We start from the raw sequence: 20,660 nt of genomic DNA on the forward strand, positions 1-20,660 counted from the left end.
AGGCCGGGCTCTCTGCACACTTGCACGAGCTGGTCGTGCGCAGTGGAGCGTCGAATCAGATCACACCACCCGCGACCGCGGGTGCGCCGGAGGTATCACCGGCCCCGCTCATTTCGCGGGCGACGAAGTTCTCCAGATCGAATAGGTTGGCGCCGGCGCGCTCGGCGACGGTGAGCAGGGTGTTCATGCGCGCGACCTCTTCGACCTGTTCCTTCAGGAACCACTGCATGAACTGTTCACCCAGGTAGTCGCCCTCTTCCCGGGCGGTCTTGGCGAGGTGGACGATCTGGTCGGTCACGGTCTTCTCCTGCTGCAGTGCCAGCTGGATCGGCTCCCGCGCCGTCTCGAACCGAGAATGCGCCGGATCAATTCCGGTGAATTCGATACCGATTTCCCGATCGAGGAAGTAGCGGACCATCATCATCGCGTGATTGCGCTCTTCTACAGCCTGGGCGTAGAAGTGTTTTGCCAAAACCGGAAGATCGGCATTGTCGAACCACACGGCGATAGCGATGTATTGATGCTCGGCATTGAATTCGTGACGGATCTGGTCTTGCAGCAGAGCGTGAAACTTGGTGAGCGAAGTATCGGGGTGGCTGGACATGCTTACGACATTAGTGCTGGTCAGAACACTTGTCATCCAAGTGCACCCTTATTGAGGCAAGTATTGCCTTAGTGAAGGACACCTTACTTAAGGCTGCCTAACCAAATAAATGCAGCCCGTTCTTCGGTGCATTCCCGCAGTAGCGAAATTCACACTATCCGATTTTCTCGGAATCGCGGGGTTTTTCTCGTATCCGTCCGTCATCGGGTGAGGAGGTCTTCCGGAATCGCCTGGTCGTGCGCCAGTGCATCGAAGAAGCTGCTCGCCCGGTCGCGGTCCCAGAGCAGCACATTGCCGCTGTCGGTATCGGTGAAACCGCCGATCGGCACGGTGGTGGCGGTGGTTCCGCCGCGCAGCGCCCACCCCAGGCGGCCGAGATCCCAGATGTGGTCGCCCTTGTCGACCCGGAGCGAACCCGCCACATCGCGTGCCATCGGCCACAGTCGCAACGGGTTGATCAGGGTGCTGGTACTGGTCGCCTTCTTCAGCAAGGCGGAAAGGAACAATCGCTGATTGTTCATTCGATCCAGGTCGGCGCGCGGGGTGGCGCGAGTACGGACGAATCCCAGCGCCTGGGGACCGCTGAGTTGCTGACAGCCTGCGGGCAGGTCGATACCCGCCTTCGGGTCGTCGATCGCCTCGGGCAGGCAGATGTCGATGCCACCCAGTGCGTCGACCATACCGGCGAAGCCGCCGAACCCGATCTCGGCGAAATGATCGATACGCAATCCGGTCGCTGTTTCCACGGTTTGCACGAGAAGTTTCGGACCACCCGCGGAAAACGCCGCATTGAGTTTGTCCTTGCCGATACCCGGAATGCTCACATAGGAATCGCGCGGCAGGCTGACCAGTGTGGGCTTACCCGACTTCGGGATGTGCACCAGCATGATCGTGTCGGTGCGGTCACCGTCGGCAGCTCCGGTGGACAGTGCCCGTTCCTGATCCTCGGTCATGCCGTCGCGGGTATCCGAGCCGGTCAGCAGCCAGTTCGTGCCCTCGGTCTGCGCCACCCGGTCGGTGTACGGGCCGAGTGCGTCGATCCGGTCCAGTGACCGGTCCAGGTAGATGACGCCGGCCACCGGCAGCAGGATGATCACCAGCAGCAGGATCAGGAACCAGCGGCCGACATGTCGTTTCCGGCGGGGCCGACGCGCGCGCGGTTCCGGTGGTGGGCGGTTGTCGCGGCGGCGACGCGCCGGTGGGGGCGGTGGCGGTGGCGGCGGAGCCTCTCGGTACGGGACCGGTCGCTGTGTGGGGGCGTGGGTAGCTTCTGCACTGCGCCGGCGCGGCGGCACATCCTGCCGCGGGGGTGGCGGGTTCGCCGGCACCTGCGACCAGGCGAGTGGACGAGGGTCCTCGCCGTCCCGGTGAATGACCTGGGTCGGTTCGACCGGAGGGCGGCGCGGTGGACCGTCGGGGCCCGGCGGCAGCGGCCGCCCCGGGCCCGGGCCTTGTGGATGGCCACGGTCCGGCCCCAGCGGTCGTCCTCGGGCCGGTCCCGGCGGCCGCGCCGGTCCGGGACCGCCGGGGCGGCCGGGACCCGGAGGTAGGCGCTGGTCGAATCCGGGGCGTTCGGGGGGTGGTTGTCTACGATCCGGTCCTGCGGGCGGCGGCACCCGGCGGGTCCGCGGATACTGCTCGGGGTCGTCGCCGTTCACCACCGAGATGGTACTGATCCGGGAGTCACGTCGGCATGTGCATCAGCACACCCGTCCTGACGTGGCGAATACCCGCAGAATCAGGTCAGGGCAGCCACGACACGTGCCCGTGCAGGGCGGTGTAGCCGATGTAGGCCACCGTGTCGATGGTCGCGTGCGCCAGAATCAGTGGCCACAGTCGTCCGGTGCGTTGCCAGTAGCGGCCGAAGATCACCCCCATCACCAGGTTGCCGAGGCCGCCACCGAGACCCTGATACAGGTGATAGCTGCCGCGCAGCAGCGCCGAGGCGGCCAGCGACCGGTTCTCCGTCCAGCCGAGTTGACGCAGCCGGGTGATCAGATAGCCGACGACCAGAATCTCCTCGGCGACCGCGTTGGCGATCGCCGACAACACCAGTACCGGCAGCCGCCACCAGTGCTCGTCGAGTGAACTGGGCACGATCGTGACGCTGAACCCGAGAGCGTGGGCGGCGAGGTACAGCCCGAGTCCCGGGAGTCCGATCACCGCCGCGAGAATCAGCGCCGGCAGCACATCCCCGCGGACCCGGATGCGGGCCAGTCCGAGCAGGCGTGGTCCGATGCCGCTGCGCCACAGTAGATATAGTCCCAGCGCTCCCCAAGCGACCAGTCGCCCCGCGCTCAATAGTTGAAACAGCAGGTCGATGACCGACTGCCCGGCCCGGGACGGGTTCAGCGCAACCTGCTGCCCACTTACTCCGCCCGGGGCGAGTGCGCTCTGCAGCAGCGACAGCGCCGAACTGGCCCCGCTCGTCCCGAAGGTGACGACCAGTACGAGCGCGATCTCCATCCGGATTGCGAACCGCTCGCGGTCCGGAGCCGGTTCGGGCCAGGCAGGGGTGGAGCGGGCAGCCGAAACCATAGGCCCAATCTAGGGTGTGGCGGCCCGGCGGCCGGGATCGCTCAGGACGGGCGCTCGGATCCGTGCAGCCGGTCGAAGAACGGGCACCCGGCCAGCAGGCGGATCGCCCGGCTCAACGACTCCACGGTGTCGACCGGGGCGTGGAAGGATAGCCGCGCGTCGTGATCGTTTTCGGGCCCTTCGATGCGCAGAGTGATCCCGTAGCGATCGATGGCCAGCGGGCGGATGGATCCGCCCCGCAAGCGCACCGGCAGATGCCGCGACAACCGGGCGATCACATCGGCGTGGTCGGAATCCATATGTTGCAGCCAGGCCGATTCCAGTTCCCGGAACGGGTCGGCGTCGGCGCTGCGCAGGTCGTGCGGGCATACCGATTCGGCGCCGGCGGCATCGGCGACCACGGCCGATTCCAGCACCACCCGCAGCAGTGTCGTGGTGTGGCCGACATCGAGCAGCCCGGGATGCGGGTATTCGCCGGCGACCTGGGCGGCGAGGGCGCGCTGAGCATGTCCGGGAACGGCTCGGACGCGGCCGCGCAGCCACACCAGAGCCCGTACCCGCTCGCGCAGCGGCAGCGGTGCCAGATCGGTGAGTTCCAGCACGCCGGGGGAACCCACCTCCGCGGCCGCTGCGGCCACCGCGGCCGAATTGCGCGCGACGGCGATCACGACATCGCCGCAGGCTCGCAGATGATGCACGCTGGTGGGGATGGGGTCGGTACCGGGCAGGGCCAGCACGGAAGTCTCGGCGTGGGCGCACGCACTGCGAATCCGCTCCGCAGCGGATGGAGCGGCGGATGTGATCGTGCGGCTCATTCGGACCTCCCGTGGCAAACCGTGACAACTCAACGCTGTTATTAGGTAAACCTAAGCTAAGTCACCGGATGTGGATACGCAAGCATTCCGCTCGCTACGGTGTAAAAGTGCCGCACGATTCGCCCACTGCATCCGGAGCATCCGCAAGCCCCGAGCCCGTTCTGCTGTCGCTGAGCGTGCCGACGGCCGCGCCCGCCGGACTCACCGACGGACTGGTCCGGGGGGCCGAGGAACAATCGGGCGCCGAGCAGTCCACGGAGGCACCCGCGCCGGTGCTCGATCTGAGCCTGCCCGATGAGCGCATCGTCGAATTCCTGGTCGGCGTCGCGCATTCCGATACCGGATTCATCGCGGCGACGACCTCGGGCGAGCGTGCCGTGGCGATCGTGGCGGCCACCGCGGCCGCGCTGTGTGGGGAGGACATCCGGGCCGCACTGGCCGAGCCCGATATCGAATTCCTGCGCGGCCTCGGCACCGGCGCCGTGCAGGCGCTGCGCGACGTGCTGCTGGCGGTGCGGACGAGCGAGCCCGACGCGGTGCACGCGGCCCTGCGGGTATTGGCCCGCTGACCCGGGAGGTGGCGCGGACCTGGCTCGTTACCACTGGGGACAGCACACACGGCGGGGCCGGTGGCCCACTGCCAGTAGTGTCGTATCCGTGCCGCGTATCGCCTATTTCGGACCGTCTGGAACTTTCACCGAGATGGCCCTCGCCGAACTCGAGTCCGCGAACACCTTCGACGACCCCGTCGAACGGATCGCAGCCCCCAGTCAGGGCGCCACGCTGGAGATGATCCGCTCCGGCGAGGTCGACGGTGGGGTGGTCCCGATCGAGAGTTCGGTGGAGGGATCGATCTCGGCGACCCTGGATGCGCTCGCGACGGGACCGCGCCTGCAGATCATCGCGGAAACCGAACTGGATGTGGCGTTCACGATCGTGGCGAAACCCGGTACCGAACTGTCGCAGGTGCGCACGGTCGCGGCCTATCCGGTGGCCGCCGCCCAGGTCCGACTGTGGCTGGCGGACCGGCTTCCGCAGGCCGGGACGTATACCTCGGCGTCCAATGCGGCCGCGGCCGAGGATGTCGTGGCCGGGCACGCCGACGCCGCGGTATCGACCACACTGGCCGGCCGCCGGCTCGGGCTGATCGAACTGGCTACCGGCGTCGCCGATCACGAGCAGGCCGTCACCAGATTCGTTCTGGTCACGCGCCCGCGCCGGGCCCCCGAACGGACCGGCGCGGACCGCACCTCACTGGTGGTGCTCGAGCTGGCCAACGAGCCCGGTTCGCTGATGCGGGTCTTCGCCGAATTCGCCACCCGGGGCGTGGATCTGACCCGTATCGAATCCCGCCCCACCCGAACCGGGATGGGCACTTATCGTTTCTATCTGGACTGTGTGGGGCATATCGAGGACACCGCGGTCGCCGAGGCGCTCAAAGCACTGCACCGCACCGCGGGACGAATCCGCTACCTGGGTTCGTGGCCGACACGGTCGCCGAGTGGTTCGCGGCCGCCCGCCGACGAGCCGGCCGCAGCGTGGTTGGACGATCTGAAGAAGGGGGTGGACGCCTTATGAGCGAATCCGGGGCACGCCGCGACACCGCCCGCCCGCCGGGCAAGTTGATTCTGGTGCGGCACGGCGAGACCGAGGGCAACGTCGCCAAGGTGCTCGATACTCGCGTGCCTGGCCTGCCGCTCACCGAACGTGGAGTAGCACAGGCGAAGTCGTTCGCCGCGCGCCTCACGGTGCCGCCGGTGCGGCTGTATTCCTCGGTCGCGCTGCGGGCACGGCAGACGGCCGAACATGTCGAGTCGGTGACCGGTATCGCTGCCGATGTACTGGACGGTGTGTACGAGGTCCAGGTCGGGGAGCTGGAGGGGCAGAACTCCCAGGCCGCGCATCGGGAGTTCCAGCGGATCTACCGCTCCTGGCATCTGGGCGAACTGCACACGCGGCTACCGGGTGGCGAATCGGGCGAGGAGGTGCTCGCGCGGTATCTGCCCGCGGTGGACGCCCTGCGCGGGAGCTGCCTGACCGCCGCGACCGACCCCCATGACGTCATGCTGGTGAGCCACGGCGCGGCGATGCGACTGGTGGCCCGCGAACTCTCCGGTATCGCACCGCCGTTCACCACCAACAACCATCTGGACAACACCGAGACGATCGAACTGCTCCCCACCGCCGACGGTGGCTGGACCTGCGTTCGCTGGGGACGCTACACACCGCCGTTCGGATACGAGGTCGAGCCGACGCCCGACGATCCGATGGGCTGAGTTTCTAGCGGTTGTCAGCGGTTGTCAGCGCCACCCCGGGCTCAGGACAGCCCGGGTGTGGTGGGATCGAAATCCGCGCGCAGCGGCAGTTTGTCGATGAGATCCTTGAGGGCGGTACGCAACCGGCCCGAGGTGCCGCCGGCGAGCGACGTCCACATCACTTCGTCCTCGGAACGGGTGGTGACGGCAATGAACCGGCCGTTGCGGGTGTTGTACACCGCGATCATGCCGTCGGCGACATCGCGACTGGCATCGTTGTAGACGACGCCGACGATCGAAGCGTGCGAATGGATCTCGACCAGTGCCGAGGCCAGCGTCTGCGCGTCGCGGGGTGGACGTCCGACCCGGCTCAGGCGTTGCGCGGTACTCGCCGCATCCCCGGCGTCGGCGAGGATCGGCTTGAGTTCCTCGGTGAGGACGTTCATTCCGCTCAGCTCGAGTGGGTCGGCAGCGCCCAGTGCGGCCATGATGGTGCCCGGCAGATCGTGCCCGGCCTCGTCGATGGTGTAGGAATCGGGGCCGCGCAGGGCGATGACCTCCATGTCGTCGCCCTTGGCCAGGCAGAAGCGGTTCACCCGCTCACCGATGTACCAGCGCAGCGCGATCGCCCAGTGTGGGCGGTACAGTCCCCGCAACCGGTCCTCGAGGTCGCGATGAACCTCATCGTCGACGAGTAACTCACGCGCGGTGAGTGATTCGGCGGCCGCGGCCATCGCCGCATCGTGCGTGTCGACATTGTCGTAGCGGCCGATCGCGTCCAGCACGACCGGCACCTCGTCGATTTCCAGCTTCTCGAGCAGAAACTGCATTTCGTCGAGCGACAATACGACGGCATCGAGCATGGATGGCCCGCGGCCCGCACCGAGAACCGTCACTTGGTGTTCTCCGGGGCCAAGTCGCCTCCGATCACACCGGGCGCGATCACTCGTCCGTCGGCGAAGTGCTCGCCGTTCAGGTACTCGTTGCTGTTGTGCTCGGACTCGTCGTCGTCGCGGTTCACCTGGCGGCCCATCAGCGGGTTACCGTTGCCCGCCGGTCGCGCCGGAGCCGGGCCACCGGGCTGCGTGACCGCGGCAGCTTCCGCGACCGGTGTCGCGGCGGCCGGACCGCCGAGTGCGTTACCCGCACCCCAGCCCTCGGGCAGTTGCAGTGTGCCCGCTCCGCTACCGATACCGACCGCACTGCCCATCGACACCGCACGGGTTGCGGCCGCGGCACCACCGGCGGCAGCGACACCACCGATGCCGCCCAGCATCGGAGCCATTCCGGCCGAGGGGGCGCTGCTGGTTGCCGCCGCGATCGCGGTACCGGCCACATTGCCGACGGTGGACACGCCCGTGGAGGCCACCGAGCCGGCGACCTGGGCCGCCTGGGTCGCGGCGCTCATGACCCCGGGATTGCTCGCCAGGGCCTGGGCGACCCCGACCGCGGCCTGGACCGGATTGCCCTCGGCGTTCTGGAAGGCGGTTTCGATGTTCTGGCCGCCGTCGGCCAGCCCGGCGCCGTTGGCGATCGGCGGCGGCGTCAAGAACTCGGCCGGGGTGGCGACCATGGCCGAGGTCGCGGCCTCGTAGGTTTCCATTACCAGCGCGGCGCGGATATCGAGTGCGACCTTCGCGGCCTCGGCGACTTCGGCGCTGCCGTCGAGGTCGCCGCCGTGTGCGTGCGCGGCGACGCGGGCCGCGTCGACGGCCGCGATCTCGGGCAGGCTGGGCATGGCCAGCGATGCGACGGTGTACGCGGTGGCATTGGCTGCGGCCTTGGCCCCCATCGCCGCGGCCATCACGCTCTGCTGTTCGGCCCAGGCGGTGAAGCCAGTGAGCCGGGCCAGCAGGGCGACGCCGTTGAGGCCCACCATCCCGACGCCGAGTTCGGCCATCACCCGCGCGGCGGTGGCGGTGGCGTCGACCCACGCGGCGGTCAGCCCGCCCCAGGCGGTCGCCGCCGCGGAAATCGGGACGGCGTGCGCGCCGGCGTTGAGCGAAATCGAGTTGGCCTCCGCCAGGCGCGGCAGCCAGAACACCCCGGTGATCCCTGCGGTCATTGTCTCTCCCCTGAATGAACGGTGTGGTGAAGGATCCGGTCTAGAACTGGATGAGGGCGGTGGTGGCCGCGCTGACGCCGTCCTGTGCGATATAGGACGCCAGTTGTTGTCGCAGAATGGCTGCGGCGTGGTGCAATTCGAGGATGCCCTGGGCCACCGAGTGGTCGTGACTGATCGCGCCCTGGTTGAAATGATTGGCGGCGAGTAGGGACACTTCTTCGGCGCCCGACGGGATGACGTGGGTGGCGGGACCGCCCAAAGCCGCTGCGGCGGCGAGCCGTTCGGCGAGCAGATCGAGCTCCGCGGAGGCCGCGAGAACGACTTCCGGCTGCACACTGACCAAACCGACCATGTCTCGAACTCCTTCTAGTGGCGGCTATGCAAGTGTCGGGACGATTGCGGGACGAGTACCGCGGTGGCGCCCGGCTCCCTCGACCGACCCTTCGGTGGAACCACGAGAATTCCCCCTACGAGATGATTGGACGCGACGGCCCCCGCTGCGGTTCCCTCGTGTCGCGAATCGTTTCGACTTTACCTTGTGCGGGTAAAAGACTAGCCCCAACCCAGTTGATGCAGCCGCTGTTCGTCGATCCCGAAGTAGTGAGCTATCTCATGGACCACGGTGATGGCCACCTCGTCCACGACCTCCTGCTCATCGCTGCACATTTCCAGTATCGCCTCGCGATAGATGGTCACGGTGTCGGGCAGTGCACCGCCGTACTGGCTGTCCATCCGGTCGGTCAGTGCGATGCCGTGATACAGCCCGAGCAGGTGTGGATCGTCGCGGTCCCGCGGTTCGATCAGCACCACCACGTTCTCGATGGCGCGGGTCAGCTCTGCCGGGATCGAATCCAGCGCATCGCCCACCAGTTCCTCGAACCGGCTCTCCGACATGGTGACCGGCATGAGTCAGCGCGGTGCGTCGGGTGGGATCGGGGCGGGTGCCGCACCCGGCAGCGGCGCCGGGGTGGAGCGTCCCGAACTGGGCGGCGCGACCGGCGCCTGGCCGTCGATCAGGATGTCACCCTTGGCCGAGCCGGTGACCGTCGCGAAGCCGTCCTGAGAGCCCTTGCCCACCAGGCAATTCAGCTTGCGACTACCGGCCAGCCAGCTGCGCGCGTCGAGGTTGTCCCAGAAGATGGTGAGCGTCTTGTTGATCAGCGCGTCCTGGCCACCCATGTATTCCTGGGCGGCACCGGCACATTCGTCCTGCATGAACTTGTCCTGGTCGGCGTTGCTCGGTGGGCCGCCGTTGAAGTGCGCCCCGAGATCGACCGTCGACATCACCTCGTAGGCGTGCGGTGCGCCACAGGGGACCGGTTCGTTGGTGGGCAGATTCTGATTGATGCCGATGCAGGTGCCGGTATCGAAGACGCGGGACTGATCGTTGTCGCTGACCCGTCCCACCGCCTGCTGGGTGGCGTTCCCGGTCGCGCTGACCAATTGCAGCCCACAGCGGATGGTCCGGTCGCCGTTACGCCAGCCCGGCTCCCCGGGGTTGACCATGCCGACCACGAATTTCCCGCGTGGATCGAGCCGGCCGCCCAGATAGGCCTCGGCGGCCGAGACACAGTGCTCGTCGCGCAGTTCGCCGAACCGCAGCGAATCGGGGAAGGCGGAACCGGGGCCGAATTCGCGGCCCGGGTAGCGGCTCAGATCGATGTCGGCGGTGACCTCGAACAGGTGCTTGTCCGAACAGTTGACCTTGTTCAGATCCAGCGTCTTGGAATCGGTCCAGGTCAGGCAGTCACCGGATTTGGCGGAACCGAAGGCGACATCGGCCCGGCCGGCGGGCTTGGCGCCCGGATTGCGTGCCTCCAGACCGTGCGAACTGCGGAACCCGGAGATCGACAGTGTCACCAGCGCCGCCACCACCGCACCGATCGCGATCGCGAGCAGCCCCCACCGCAGCCGATGCGGATGCAGGGCCTTCTGCTTACCCGCGGCCCCCTCGGGAGTGTCCGCGGGGTTCTCGGTAGCCGGGCCCTCGGTATCGGAGCGCGCCTCGTCACGACCGTCGCGCGGACCGTGTCCGGAGCGACCGCGCGCACGGGAGAACGGACGGCGGCGTTTCGCCCCGGCACGCCCGCGACCGGGCGTGTCGGACTCTTCGGTTTCCGGTTCCGGCGCCTCGAGCGCCCCATCGTCGGAGGACATCGCCGTCCATCATGGCAGGCCGTGCGCGAACCCTGCCACGATCGGTCGGGTTTTCCTCGGATCCGCAGCGGAACCGATGATCCGCGGGAATTTCGCTGGACTGCTCCCATTAGGCTGATTACCCATGATCGACCTCCGATTCCTGCGCGATAACCCTGATGCGGTCCGTGCGTCGCAGCGTGTCCGTGGTGAGGACCCGACGCTGGTCGATGCTCTGCTCGAGGCGGACGCCTCCCGGCGAGCCGCGGTCGCGACGGCGGACAGTCTGCGCGCCGAGCAGAAAGCGCTCGGTAAGAAGGTCGGCAAGGCGTCCCCGGACGAGCGCCCCGTCCTGCTGGCCCAGGGCAAGGAGTTGTCGGCGAAGGTGAAGGAGGCCGAGGCCGCCGAGAACGAGGCCGCGGCCGCGCTCGACGTCGCCCACCGCGCGATCTCCAATGTCGTACAGGAGGGTGCGCCCGCCGGTGGTGAGGACGATTTCGTCCTGCTGGAAACGGTCGGCACCCCCACCGAGTTCGATTTCACGCCACGCGACCACGTCGACCTGGGTGAGGCACTGGGCCTGTTCGATATGGAACGCGGCGCCAAGGTTTCCGGCGCCCGGTTCTACTTCCTCACCGGTTACGGTGCGCTGCTGCAGCTGGGATTGCTGCAGCTGGCCGCCCAGCGCGCGACCGCCAACGGTTTCACCATGATGATTCCGCCGGTCCTGGTGCGTCCGGAGATCATGGCCGGGACGGGTTTCCTCGGTCAGCATTCGGCCGAGGTCTATCATCTCGACGACGACGATCTGTACCTGGTCGGCACCTCGGAGGTCCCGCTCGCGGGCTACCACTCGGGCGAGATCCTGGATCTGAGTGCCGGTCCCAAGCGCTACGCGGGCTGGTCGTCGTGTTTCCGGCGCGAGGCCGGCAGCTACGGCAAGGACACTCGCGGCATCATCCGCGTGCACCAGTTCGACAAGGTCGAAATGTTCGTCTATTGCCGCCCCGAGGACGCCGCCGCCGAACATGAGCGCCTGCTCGCCTGGGAGAAGGAGATGCTGGCCGCGATCGAGGTCCCGTATCGGGTGATCGATGTGGCCGGTGGCGACCTGGGCAGCTCGGCCGCCCGTAAATTCGACTGTGAGGCCTGGGTTCCCACCCAGCAGACCTACCGTGAGCTCACCTCCACCTCGAACTGCACCACCTTCCAGGCCCGCCGGCTGTCGGTGCGCTACCGCGACGAGAACGGAAAACCGCAGATCGCCGCGACCCTCAACGGAACCCTCGCGACCACCCGCTGGATCGTCGCGCTGCTGGAGAACCATCAGCAGGCCGACGGTTCGGTGCGGGTGCCCGCCGCCCTGGTGCCGTTCGTCGGCCGCGAGGTGCTCGAGTTACCGAGGTGAGCCTGGTGAATACCGCTGATACGACCACTGACCTGCATCGTGTTGTCTAGGCTGAACCCCGTGCGAGGATTCGGGTCTCGCGGCGACACCCGCACGCAGGTTCGGGCGGCATCGGCGCTGGCGACGGCAATGGTCATGGCTCGGACCACCGGGGCCTTCTACGTCATGGGTGGTGTCCTGGGCCTGCTCGTCACCGTGGTAGCTCCGGGATCGGAAGGTAACCGCGCCGTGGTGGGCACGGCCGCCGTGATCGCGCTCCTGCTCGGGGTGAGCCTGCTCATCCTCGGACCGCGACTACCGCACTGGGTGCACCACGGGTATGTGGCCCTCGCGACGGTCCTGGTCACCATTGCGGTGCACTGGTTCCCCAATACCGTCGGTGCGATCACGCTCGCCGCCTTCTACGTCTTCGTGGCTGCCGACGCGGCGATCTTCTTCGCCTGGCGGCTGGCGGCGGTGCACGTCACCTTCGCGGCCGTGCTGTGCCTGCTGGTCGTGCCCTCACGCGGGCTGCCCTGGTGGTCGGGCATCATCCCGGCCGGGATCACGGTGGGGATCGGGATCGTGGTGGGCATTCTGACCCGGATGGCCTCCCACGCCGATATCGATACGCTCACCGGCCTGATGAACCGCCGCGGCTTCGACCGGGCGCTGAACGCGGCGATCGCGCACGCCGGCCGTACCGGTCAGAGCCTGGCCGTGGTGCTCGTCGATCTCGACCGGTTCCAGAAACTGAACGACCATCTCGGTCATCGAGCCGGCGATGCGTTGCTGCAGCGCACCGGCGATACCTGGTCCAAGATGCTCGCGCCCGAGCAGGTGCTGGCCCGCTGGGGCGGTGACGCCTTCGTGCTGCTTTTGCCCAATACCACCGAGCAGGCCGCGATTCTGCTCACCGAGCAACTGCGGGCAGCGATCACCACGGGATGTTCGGCGGGTGTCACCTCATGGCAGCCGGGTGAATCCGGATCGCTGCTGGTCAGCCGGGCGGACGTGGGTTTGTATCGCGCCAAACAGGGTGGCCGTAACCGCACGGTGCTGGAGTCCTCGCGGCAGCTGCCGCTGGCCGTGGAGTTGCGTGAGGCCATCGATACCGGTGCGCTCGATGTGCACTACCAGCCCATTGTGAGCCTCGGTGCGGATGGTGCCCAGGCGGTCGGGGTGGAGGCCCTGCTGCGCTGGTCCTCGACGGCACAGCCGGATATCTCGACCGAGGGCTTGATCCGGATCGCCGAGGAGAACGACCTCATCTCCGATCTGGACGAATTGGTGCTGCGTCGCGCCTGCGCGGACGCGGCCCGGCTGGAACAAACCTTCTCGCAGCTCGATCTGACCCTGAACGTGAACGTCAGCGGACTGGAGCTGGCGGAGGGCGATTACGCGCAGCGCGTGACGAATATTCTCGCCGATACCGGCTGGCCCGCCGAACAACTCGTCCTCGAGGTCACCGAGACCGAGATGGCCGCCGAATCCGAGACCGCCATCGCCAATCTGCATACCCTGCGCGATCGTGGCGTGCGGATCGCGATCGACGATTTCGGCACCGGCTACTCGTCGCTGAGCCGGCTGGCCACCATTCCCAGCGATATTCTCAAGGTCGATCAGTCCTTCGTCGCCGCGATCCGCTCCGACTCACCGGCCCCGCCGCTGCTCGGCGTGATCGCGGCATTGAGTAAATCGCTGGATCTGCAGGTCATCGCCGAGGGCGTGGAAACCGAGCATCAGGCGGCGGTACTCACCGAACTGGGTTTCGCGCTCGCGCAGGGCTACCACTACAGCGATTCACATCCGGTATCCGAGCTGATCAGCGGTCTGAACGACCGGCCCGGCCTGGTCGGCGCCGCCGCGGAACGAGAATTCGCGGCCAAGGGCTGGGTTCCGGTGGACGACAACGGTTTCGATCCCGACGGCCTGGGCAGCCGGATCTGACCGGATGCATGCCGCACTACTGTGGCAGCAGTGAACGTCGAGCAGCCGGTGCGAATCCGGGAACGGTCCGAAGTGCGCCGCCGTGCCGGTGTGCTGCTCGGACTGAGCTGCGGCGTGGGGGTGTCGGTCCAGGCGCGCATCAACGGTGATCTCGGCGATCGGCTGCACGACGGCATCGCGGCCGCGCTGATCAGCTTCGGTTCCGGATTGATTCTGCTGCTGCTCGCGGTCTGCTTCAGTGCACGGATGCGGTCGGGGCTGGCGCAGATTCGCCGTGCCGTGCGGACCGGACCGTTGCACTGGTGGCAACTGCTGGGTGGCTTCTGCGGTGCGTTCTTCGTTGCCTGTCAAGGACTGACGGTCGCCACCATCGGTGTCACCGCTCTCACCATCGCGGTGGTCGCGGGTCAATTGAGCAGTGGTCTGGTCGTGGACCGGTGGGGGCTGGGCCCCGCCGGCGTCACCCCGGTCACGCCGGTCCGGCTCGGCGCGGCGGCGCTGGCCATCGGTGCGGTATGCCTGGCGGCGCTGGGGCGCTCCGGTGGTTCGGACACCGGTGGGGGTGCGGTGTATTTGCTGATCGCGCTGCCCGCGCTCGCCGGTATCGGCCTGGCCTGGCAGCAGGCGGTCAACGGCCGGGTCGCGGCGGTCGGTGGTCCGTTGCCGGCCACCACGATCAACTTCGCCACCGGAACCTTCGGCCTGGTGCTGGTTCAGCTCGTACAGCTGACCCGCATCGGATGGCCCGAGGAGTTTCCCACCGAACCGTGGCTGTATCTCGGCGGCCTGATCGGCGTGTTCTTCATCGCGGTCGCGGCGCTGGTGGTGCGGTGGATCGGAGTGCTGCTGTTCGGTCTGACCTCGGTGTCCGGACAGCTCGTCGGGTCGGTGGTCATCGATGTAGTCGTGCCCTCGGGAGCCGGGTTGTCGGCGGCGGTGTTCATCGGCTGCGGGCTGACGCTGGTCGCCGCCGCGGTCGCGGTGCTCGCCCAGGGGCGGGCGCGGGCCTGAGCCGATCAGGGGCGGAAGGCGCGCAATGTGTGTTCGACGAGTGCGTCGGCGTATTCGGGGGTGAGCGGTCCGGTGCGCAGTAACCAGCGCTGGTAGATCGGTGCGTAGAGCAATTCGAGCAGCAGCTCGAGGTCGGCGTCCGGGGCGAGTTGCCCGGCCTGCTGTGCACTGCGGAGCCGCACCTTCTTGGCCTCGTCCACCGGGGCGCGCAGCCGCTGATCGTACTGTTGCGCCAGTTCCGGATCGCTGATGATCTCGCTGTTGAGCGCGCGGACCGGGGCGTCGAACGCGGGATCGGCGAACTCCGAGACCGTTGCGCGCAGCACGGTTTTCAGATCCGCGTCGATATCGCCGGTATTGGGCAGCGCCATGCCCTGTTCGTCGTCGGTGCTGAGGTCGAGGAACGCATCGAAGATCACCGCCCCTTTCGAGGGCCACCAGCGGTAGATCGTCTGCTTGCCGACCCCGGCGCGGGCCGCGATGGCCTCGATGGAGACCTTGCGGTACTCGACCTCCACGACCAGCGCGCGGGCCGCCTCCAGGATCGCCTGCCGAGCGCGTTCACTGCGACGGGAGCTGGTGGATTCGGCGGCTTTCGAGGGGACTGCCATGTGCTGAGCGTAACAGTAGGCAAGACGAGACGGTCCGTCTTGACAGGTTGCCGGTTCACTGTCACTCTGTTCGAGACAACACGAGACGGTTCGTCTCGTTACCGAAAGGATGTGGCGCATATGACCACTGCCAAGGTGTGGTTCATCACCGGAGCTTCGCGCGGCCTGGGTCGTGCTTTCACCGAAGCCGCCCTGAAATCCGGTGACCGTGTAGTCGCGGCAGCCCGCAATACCGAGCCGCTGGCCGAACTGGTGAGCGCCTATCCGGAACAGCTGGTGCCGCTCGCGCTGGACGTCGCGGACCGCCGTGCGGTGTTCGATGTGGTCGAGCAGGCGGTCGCCGCCTTCGGCACGCTCGACATCGTGATCAACAATGCCGGCGGCATGTTGTACGGCATGGTGGAGGAGGCCACCGAGGAGCAGGCTCGCGCCCATCTCGACGTGAACTTCTTCGGCGCCGTGTGGGTGGTTCAGGCCGTACTGCCGCAGCTCCGCGCACAGGGCCACGGTCGTATCCTGCAGGTCACCTCGATGGGTACCGCGGGCGGAATGGCCGCGGTCGGCTTCTACGGCGCGGGCAAGGCGGCACTCGCCTCGCTCACCGAGGCATTGGCGATGGAGGTCGACCCTTTCGGGATCAAGGTCACCAACCTCGAAATGGGCGGTTACGACACCGATCTGTTCGCCACCGGTACCACTGCCACCGAGCCGGCGCCGCAGTACGAGCCGCTCCGCGCCCGGCTGGCGGAGATGTGGGGCGACGAGGCGGGCCCCGCGCCGAGCACCGCAGCGCCGGTGATCACGCAGCTCGCCGAGGTTTCGGAACCACCACGCCGGCTGATCATCGGCAGCACCTCGTTCGATCAGGTGCTCGAGTTGTACGCGGCTCGCGCCGAGAACTACCGGGAATGGGAGGAGCTCAGCCGGATGGCGCCCGGCTGAGCGTCGTGCACGGGTGCGTGAACGCCGTGCCTACAGCTTGCGCGACCGCAGTTCGTGACCCTTGGAGGTCTTGCAGCGTCCGGACTCCAGGTCCCACTGCCAGCCGTGCAGATTGCAGGTGAGGGTATTTCCTTCCACCACACCGAATTTCGAAAGATCGGCTTTCAGGTGCGGGCATCGGCGCTGGATCTCCCAGCCGTCGAGCTCGCAGGAGGCCGTATCGTCGTGTGCCTCGTTGAACCAGCCGTCCGCGTAGGCGATGCGCTCGTCGGTGAGGCATTTGAAGAAGGTGTAGAGGAATTCGTTGTAGCCGCCGATTCGCCAGGTGGTGAAGCGGGTCGACAGGAAGATGGTGTTCACCCAGTCGGGTTCGTTGTCGCGCAGCACGGTACGTACCAGCTGCGGGGCGATCCGGAAACCGTAGCGGTACTTGCCTTCTCCCTCGATCGGCGCGCGCACCACCCGCTTCGGGAAATCCAGCACTACCGTCTCGTCGCCCATGACGAGACCGACCGGATAGCCGATTCCGTCGCAGATCAGATCGCTCTGCGCCATGATCGGCTCGAACAGCTCCTTCAGGCCCGGCAGCAGCGGATCGCCGTCCGCGCTTGCCCACGAAGCCTTCTCACGCTCGAGGACCGGCGCCATCCGTTGCGCCATCCGCTCGATGTAGCCGGCCTTGTCGTCGTAGATCTCGGCCGGATCGAACGGGTGGGTCAGGTCCAGTTCCTTACCGTGGACGTCCGCGACGGAACCCGAAATCATCAGCACCCCACCCTCGTTGCCGTGGATGCGCATCTGCTCCAGGAACACCATCTGATCCGGGAAGATGTTGCCGTTGTCGGTGGAGTAGCGGTTCTCACGGTCATCGTTGAGGTAGCGCAGCTCGTCGTCGAGGAAGACGGGCGGACCGGCCGAGGGCACCACCCAGGTGGCACCGACCTGCTCGATATAGCTGCGGGCGCGATCCATGCCGCGCTGTCGCTTCTGCTTACCGAAGTTCGCCTTGGTCTTGCTGGGAATGTCGTACACCATCGGGTACCAGATCGCGCCCGAGTACTGCAGCAGATGCACATCGATATGGCCGAACTGTTCGTGCAGCACATCCATATCGACCGGCCGCGCATCGTTCATGTTGAAGCAGACGGTCTCACCGTCGGAGACCACCAGGCCCGAGTCGCCGATCGGGCCGTCCGCCGGGGCGCGCAGCGCGATGATCATGATGTCGAGCTCGTGCCCGTCGCGACCGGTAAGGGTGTGCTTCACCGAGTTCTGGGTCTCGTAGAAGGTGTGGAAACCCAGTTTCTCCAGCTCACGCTGCAGATCCGGCACCGGGTAGTCCGGCAGCAGGACGGTGGCGTCCTTGTTCACGTGGTCGAGCAGATGCTGTGCGTCGAAATGGTCCCGGTGCAGGTGGGAGACATAGAGGTAATCGCAGTTACCCAGCTCGTCCCAGTCCAGCCCGGTGTTGTCCGGGAACGGCACCCAGGACGCGAAGTAGGCCGGATTCACCCAGGGATCACAGAGGATCGTCCCGGCCGCGGTGCGGATATGGAATCCGGCATGTCCGACGCTGGTGATCTGCACGAAGAAGTCCCTCCTGAACCGGGGTTGCCAGCCATCCAGGGTAGCCCTGCGGTGGCAGCGGTGCGCGCGGGTCCCCGGCGGGGTGGCCCGCTATCCGGCCTGTATGTCCCCGATGCAGTAGCCGTTGTCGGTCGCCTGCACGGTGTATGTCCGTTGCTGTTGGGTGCCGCCCGCCGTCACATTCGCCGAGATCGACAGATATGTGCTGTTCAAGGCGGTGGAACTGATCGATTGATCCGCGAAGGCGGTCGGTGTGGGGAGCTGGTTCGGATTTGCCGCGGCCGGGGCCTGGGTGGCGGCGCCGGTGCCGTTCGGATCCCAGGCATCGCCGGCGGCGCAGATCAGCGGATGCGTGCTCTCCTCGTCGGCCGGGTTCACCGGGGAACCGGTCAGGCGAGCCAGGTAGCGCCGGACGACGTGGCGGGCATCGGCGGTATGTGCAGCCCCGTAGGTGCCGAAACCGGTCTCGGTGCCGGCCGGGTAGACCCGAGGGCAGGCGTAGCCGGACTCGATATCGGCCCGTTGGGCGACGACGGTGATCGCCGTATCCGCGGCGACAGGCGATTTCCACGTCACCGCACGGCCGTTGTCGGTGCCCGGTTCGGCCAGTGCTGCGACGATGGCCGCCTTGTCGGCGTACATGGTGTCCACATTCTGCGGAGCGATGGCCCAGCACTTCGCCTCCAACTCGGCGGGTGTGAGCCGCTGCAGATCCGCGGCCCATCGGGACAGCGCTGCCGTGGTGTCCGGATCGGCTGTCGCCAACGCGACCGTGACCGCGGGCTCCGGCGGGGCTGCGGGGGTGGCCGGCGCCGCCTGCCGGGGAGTGGACGATTGCGAGGTTTCCGGTGCGGAATCCGTGCGGTGATAGTCGGTTCCCTCGATGCCGACCGCGGAGTCGCATCCCGCGAGTATGCCCACCGCCAGTACCGCGAGCCCGCCCGTGCGCAATGCCGCGAGTTTCCCGGACTTCACCACGCGCAAACCTTTTCGTTGTTTCAGGCCGCCCGTAGGTGCTGCTGGACTGGGGCTTTCCACTGCGCTCAACCTCGTTTCGTGTGCGGCGGTCGGTAGCGAAATTGTGACAGCGACTACGCTAGCTGACTTGTGGAACCCGTATATCGGACGATCATCGGCCTGGCTCGGACCGTCTTCTTCGTACAGGGCCTGAAATTCGACGTCACCGGCGCGGAGAACGTCCCCGCCGAAGGTGGTGCCGTCATCACGATCAACCACACCGGCTACATGGACTTCACCTACGCCGGCCTGCCCGCGCGCACGCCGAAGCGCTACATCCGCTTCATGGCGAAGAAGGAAGTCTTCGACAATTCGATCTCCGGGCCGATCATGCGGGCACTGCGGCACATCCCGGTCGATCGGAGCGCCGGTGCGGATTCCTACCAGGCCGCGGTCGAATACCTGCGCCGCGGTGAGCTGGTCGGTGTGTATCCCGAGGCGACCATCAGCCGCAGTTTCGAGATCAAGGAATTCAAATCCGGTGCCGCGCGGATGGCCATCGAGGCCGGCGTGCCGATCGTCCCGATGACGATCTGGGGCGCGCAGCGGGTATGGACCAAGGGATTCCCGAAGCGCCTGGGACGCACCAATACCCCGATCTCCATCGCCGTCGGCAAGCCGATTCTTCCGCCTGCCGAGGAGAACGAGAAGTCGGTCGCCGAACTCACCGAAACGGTGCACACGGCCATGCAGGAGTTGCTGCTGGGGCTGCAGCAGGGATATACCCACGAACCGGGCGCATACTGGGTTCCGGCCCGGCTGGGCGGCGGCGCACCGACACTGGAGGAAGCCGACGCCATGGATGCGGCCGAGGCGGAAGCAAAAGCGAAGGCAAGAGCCGAGGCACGTGCCCGTCGTGCGGCCGAGGCGGGAAACGCCGACTCCTGACCGGAGCGGGATCGGCCGGTTGCGAGGAGTGTCACCGTTGACGCGAGAACCTGTTTTCGACGTCCTCACCGGACTGGTCCGCACGCTGTTCCGCGCGCAGGGCCTGCAGATCGATATCGCCGGTGGTGAGCATATTCCGCGCACCGGTGGTGCAGTGCTCGCCGTCAACCACACGGCCTATCTCGATTTCATGGAGGTCGGCCTGGTCGGCCGCAAATCCGGTCGCAACGTCCGCTACATGATGAAGGCCGAACTCGAACACGGCATCGTCGGCTTCCTGATGAAGCACTGCAAGGCGATCGGCGTCGACCGCACCGCCGGCGCCGAGTCCTACTCCCGCGCCGTCACCGCCCTGCGCGACGGCGAAATCGTCGTGGTCTACCCGGAGGCCACCATCAGCCGCAGCTTCGAGCTGAAGGAATTCAAATCCGGCGCGGCCCGCATGGCGACCGAGGCCGAGGTACCGATCATTCCCATGACGATCTGGGGCGCCCAGCGAGTGTGGACAAAGGATATCCCGAAACGATTGGGCCGCAATAATTTCCCGATCAATATCCGAATCGGCGAACCCATCGCCCCGCGCGGAACCGTCGACGAACTGACCGACGAATTGCGTTGCGAGATGGATAAGTTGCTGGACCTCGCGCAGCGCGGATACGAGATGCCGCAGGGCGCGCTCTGGGTACCGGCGCGGTTGGGCGGCGGAGCGCCGACCATGGAGCAGGCGGCGGCGCTGGAGGAACAGGAAAAGCAACGACGGGCCGCGAAGAAGGCCGAACGTAGCAAGGGGAGATAGATCCGCGCCACCCGGAGCCGACGGCTCCGGCTGGAAAGCCGGCTGATTCCCCAGTGCC

Annotated in this window: 21 protein-coding genes; 9 read left to right on the forward strand and 12 right to left on the reverse strand. The window is 67.0% G+C overall.

Annotated elements, in window-relative coordinates; translation table 11 throughout:
• Positions 1 to 55: 55 nt before the first annotated feature.
• The 4 genes from NV2_RS06090 to NV2_RS06105 form a co-directional block, all read right to left on the reverse strand.
• Positions 56 to 604 (reverse strand): ferritin, encoded by a 549-nt coding sequence (locus tag NV2_RS06090; RefSeq protein WP_067870472.1) that lies wholly within the window; start codon positions 602 to 604, stop codon positions 56 to 58.
• 200 nt (positions 605 to 804) lie between these two features.
• Positions 805 to 2,034 (reverse strand): LCP family protein, encoded by a 1,230-nt coding sequence (locus tag NV2_RS30675; RefSeq protein WP_210749062.1) that lies wholly within the window; start codon positions 2,032 to 2,034, stop codon positions 805 to 807.
• A 313-nt stretch (positions 2,035 to 2,347) separates the two neighbouring features.
• The gene (locus NV2_RS06100) at positions 2,348 to 3,142 is read right to left on the reverse strand and encodes a CPBP family intramembrane glutamic endopeptidase (RefSeq protein ID WP_067870473.1); all 795 of its coding nucleotides are present in this window, start codon (positions 3,140 to 3,142) and stop codon (positions 2,348 to 2,350) included.
• 41 nt (positions 3,143 to 3,183) lie between these two features.
• The gene (locus NV2_RS06105) at positions 3,184 to 3,957 is read right to left on the reverse strand and encodes a DUF2470 domain-containing protein (protein WP_067870474.1); all 774 of its coding nucleotides are present in this window, start codon (positions 3,955 to 3,957) and stop codon (positions 3,184 to 3,186) included.
• A 107-nt stretch (positions 3,958 to 4,064) separates the two neighbouring features.
• Here NV2_RS06105 and NV2_RS06110 point away from each other — a divergent pair, with 107 nt between their 5' ends.
• From NV2_RS06110 to NV2_RS06120, 3 genes are all read left to right on the forward strand, one after another.
• Positions 4,065 to 4,526, forward strand: coding sequence for a hypothetical protein (locus NV2_RS06110; RefSeq protein ID WP_084474041.1), 462 nt, complete (start codon positions 4,065 to 4,067; stop codon positions 4,524 to 4,526).
• 88 nt (positions 4,527 to 4,614) lie between these two features.
• Positions 4,615 to 5,535, forward strand: a complete 921-nt coding sequence (gene pheA / locus NV2_RS06115) for a prephenate dehydratase (protein WP_067870477.1) — start codon at positions 4,615 to 4,617, stop codon at positions 5,533 to 5,535.
• Positions 5,532 to 6,233, forward strand: coding sequence for a histidine phosphatase family protein (locus NV2_RS06120; RefSeq protein ID WP_067870478.1), 702 nt, complete (start codon positions 5,532 to 5,534; stop codon positions 6,231 to 6,233). The genes pheA and NV2_RS06120 overlap by 4 nt, the downstream gene beginning before the upstream one ends.
• A gap of 41 nt (positions 6,234 to 6,274) precedes the next feature.
• Here the strand turns inward: NV2_RS06120 and NV2_RS06125 are convergent, their stop codons facing one another.
• The 5 genes from NV2_RS06125 to NV2_RS06145 all read right to left on the reverse strand — a co-directional run bounded on the left by NV2_RS06125 (position 6,275) and on the right by NV2_RS06145 (position 10,434).
• Positions 6,275 to 7,108, reverse strand: coding sequence for an ESX secretion-associated protein EspG (locus NV2_RS06125; RefSeq protein WP_067870479.1), 834 nt, complete (start codon positions 7,106 to 7,108; stop codon positions 6,275 to 6,277).
• Positions 7,105 to 8,277 (reverse strand): PPE domain-containing protein, encoded by a 1,173-nt coding sequence (locus NV2_RS06130; protein WP_067870480.1) that lies wholly within the window; start codon positions 8,275 to 8,277, stop codon positions 7,105 to 7,107. The genes NV2_RS06125 and NV2_RS06130 overlap by 4 nt, the downstream gene beginning before the upstream one ends.
• Positions 8,278 to 8,317: 40 nt before the next feature.
• A complete protein-coding gene (locus NV2_RS06135; protein ID WP_067870481.1) occupies positions 8,318 to 8,629 on the reverse strand; it encodes a PE family protein in 312 nt (103 codons plus the stop codon).
• Positions 8,630 to 8,829: 200 nt separating this feature from the next.
• The gene (locus tag NV2_RS06140; RefSeq protein ID WP_067870482.1) at positions 8,830 to 9,183 is read right to left on the reverse strand and encodes a metallopeptidase family protein; all 354 of its coding nucleotides are present in this window, start codon (positions 9,181 to 9,183) and stop codon (positions 8,830 to 8,832) included.
• A gap of 3 nt (positions 9,184 to 9,186) precedes the next feature.
• A complete protein-coding gene (locus NV2_RS06145) occupies positions 9,187 to 10,434 on the reverse strand; it encodes a septum formation family protein (protein ID WP_067870483.1) in 1,248 nt (415 codons plus the stop codon).
• Positions 10,435 to 10,558: 124 nt separating this feature from the next.
• Here NV2_RS06145 and serS point away from each other — a divergent pair, with 124 nt between their 5' ends.
• From serS to NV2_RS06160, 3 genes are read left to right on the forward strand one after another with little or no spacing between them, the layout of a single operon-like run.
• On the forward strand, positions 10,559 to 11,821 hold the full coding sequence (serS, locus tag NV2_RS06150) for a serine--tRNA ligase (RefSeq protein ID WP_067870484.1): 1,263 nt from the start codon (positions 10,559 to 10,561) through the stop codon (positions 11,819 to 11,821).
• Between the two features lie 60 nt (positions 11,822 to 11,881).
• Complete coding sequence (locus NV2_RS06155) at positions 11,882 to 13,750, forward strand: putative bifunctional diguanylate cyclase/phosphodiesterase (protein ID WP_245662471.1); 1,869 nt, start codon at positions 11,882 to 11,884, stop codon at positions 13,748 to 13,750.
• 30 nt (positions 13,751 to 13,780) lie between these two features.
• A complete protein-coding gene (locus NV2_RS06160; RefSeq protein ID WP_245662472.1) occupies positions 13,781 to 14,761 on the forward strand; it encodes a DMT family transporter in 981 nt (326 codons plus the stop codon).
• A gap of 5 nt (positions 14,762 to 14,766) precedes the next feature.
• On the opposite strand, the gene NV2_RS06165 is transcribed toward NV2_RS06160, so the two are convergent.
• The gene (locus NV2_RS06165) at positions 14,767 to 15,372 is read right to left on the reverse strand and encodes a TetR/AcrR family transcriptional regulator (protein ID WP_067870489.1); all 606 of its coding nucleotides are present in this window, start codon (positions 15,370 to 15,372) and stop codon (positions 14,767 to 14,769) included.
• A gap of 120 nt (positions 15,373 to 15,492) precedes the next feature.
• On the opposite strand from NV2_RS06165, the gene NV2_RS06170 reads away from it, so the two are divergent.
• The gene (locus NV2_RS06170) at positions 15,493 to 16,314 is read left to right on the forward strand and encodes an SDR family NAD(P)-dependent oxidoreductase (RefSeq protein WP_067870491.1); all 822 of its coding nucleotides are present in this window, start codon (positions 15,493 to 15,495) and stop codon (positions 16,312 to 16,314) included.
• A 30-nt stretch (positions 16,315 to 16,344) separates the two neighbouring features.
• Here NV2_RS06170 and NV2_RS06175 read toward each other — a convergent pair whose 3' ends face one another.
• Together NV2_RS06175 and NV2_RS06180 are read right to left on the reverse strand one after the other, a co-directional pair.
• A complete protein-coding gene (locus tag NV2_RS06175) occupies positions 16,345 to 17,901 on the reverse strand; it encodes an MBL fold metallo-hydrolase (RefSeq protein WP_067870493.1) in 1,557 nt (518 codons plus the stop codon).
• A gap of 90 nt (positions 17,902 to 17,991) precedes the next feature.
• Positions 17,992 to 18,879 carry a hypothetical protein gene (locus tag NV2_RS06180; protein WP_067870494.1) on the reverse strand — a complete coding sequence of 296 codons (888 nt, stop codon included), beginning with the start codon at positions 18,877 to 18,879 and terminating at the stop codon, positions 17,992 to 17,994.
• Positions 18,880 to 19,008: 129 nt separating this feature from the next.
• Here NV2_RS06180 and NV2_RS06185 point away from each other — a divergent pair, with 129 nt between their 5' ends.
• Complete coding sequence (locus NV2_RS06185) at positions 19,009 to 19,806, forward strand: lysophospholipid acyltransferase family protein (protein WP_067870496.1); 798 nt, start codon at positions 19,009 to 19,011, stop codon at positions 19,804 to 19,806.
• 37 nt (positions 19,807 to 19,843) lie between these two features.
• A complete protein-coding gene (locus tag NV2_RS06190; RefSeq protein WP_067870681.1) occupies positions 19,844 to 20,602 on the forward strand; it encodes a lysophospholipid acyltransferase family protein in 759 nt (252 codons plus the stop codon).
• The last annotated feature ends 58 nt before the right edge of the window (positions 20,603 to 20,660 follow it).

The organism is Nocardia vermiculata NBRC 100427 (genome assembly GCF_001613265.1).
Classification (GTDB): Bacteria; Actinomycetota; Actinomycetes; order Mycobacteriales; family Mycobacteriaceae; genus Nocardia; species Nocardia vermiculata.

What these genes read in the sequence shown, in the direction of transcription:
- NV2_RS06135 (WP_067870481.1), bottom strand. Translation starts at nt 8,629, where the DNA reads ATGGTCGGTTTGGTCAGTGTGCAGCCGGAAGTCGTTCTCGCGGCCTCC.
- NV2_RS06100 (WP_067870473.1), bottom strand. Translation starts at nt 3,142, where the DNA reads ATGGTTTCGGCTGCCCGCTCCACCCCTGCCTGGCCCGAACCGGCTCCG.
- NV2_RS06165 (WP_067870489.1), bottom strand. Translation starts at nt 15,372, where the DNA reads ATGGCAGTCCCCTCGAAAGCCGCCGAATCCACCAGCTCCCGTCGCAGT.
- NV2_RS06105 (WP_067870474.1), bottom strand. Translation starts at nt 3,957, where the DNA reads ATGAGCCGCACGATCACATCCGCCGCTCCATCCGCTGCGGAGCGGATT.
- NV2_RS06170 (WP_067870491.1), top strand. Translation starts at nt 15,493, where the DNA reads ATGACCACTGCCAAGGTGTGGTTCATCACCGGAGCTTCGCGCGGCCTG.
- NV2_RS06145 (WP_067870483.1), bottom strand. Translation starts at nt 10,434, where the DNA reads ATGTCCTCCGACGATGGGGCGCTCGAGGCGCCGGAACCGGAAACCGAA.
- NV2_RS06140 (WP_067870482.1), bottom strand. Translation starts at nt 9,183, where the DNA reads ATGCCGGTCACCATGTCGGAGAGCCGGTTCGAGGAACTGGTGGGCGAT.
- serS (WP_067870484.1), top strand. Translation starts at nt 10,559, where the DNA reads ATGATCGACCTCCGATTCCTGCGCGATAACCCTGATGCGGTCCGTGCG.
- NV2_RS06090 (WP_067870472.1), bottom strand. Translation starts at nt 604, where the DNA reads ATGTCCAGCCACCCCGATACTTCGCTCACCAAGTTTCACGCTCTGCTG.
- NV2_RS06130 (WP_067870480.1), bottom strand. Translation starts at nt 8,277, where the DNA reads ATGACCGCAGGGATCACCGGGGTGTTCTGGCTGCCGCGCCTGGCGGAG.
- NV2_RS06120 (WP_067870478.1), top strand. Translation starts at nt 5,532, where the DNA reads ATGAGCGAATCCGGGGCACGCCGCGACACCGCCCGCCCGCCGGGCAAG.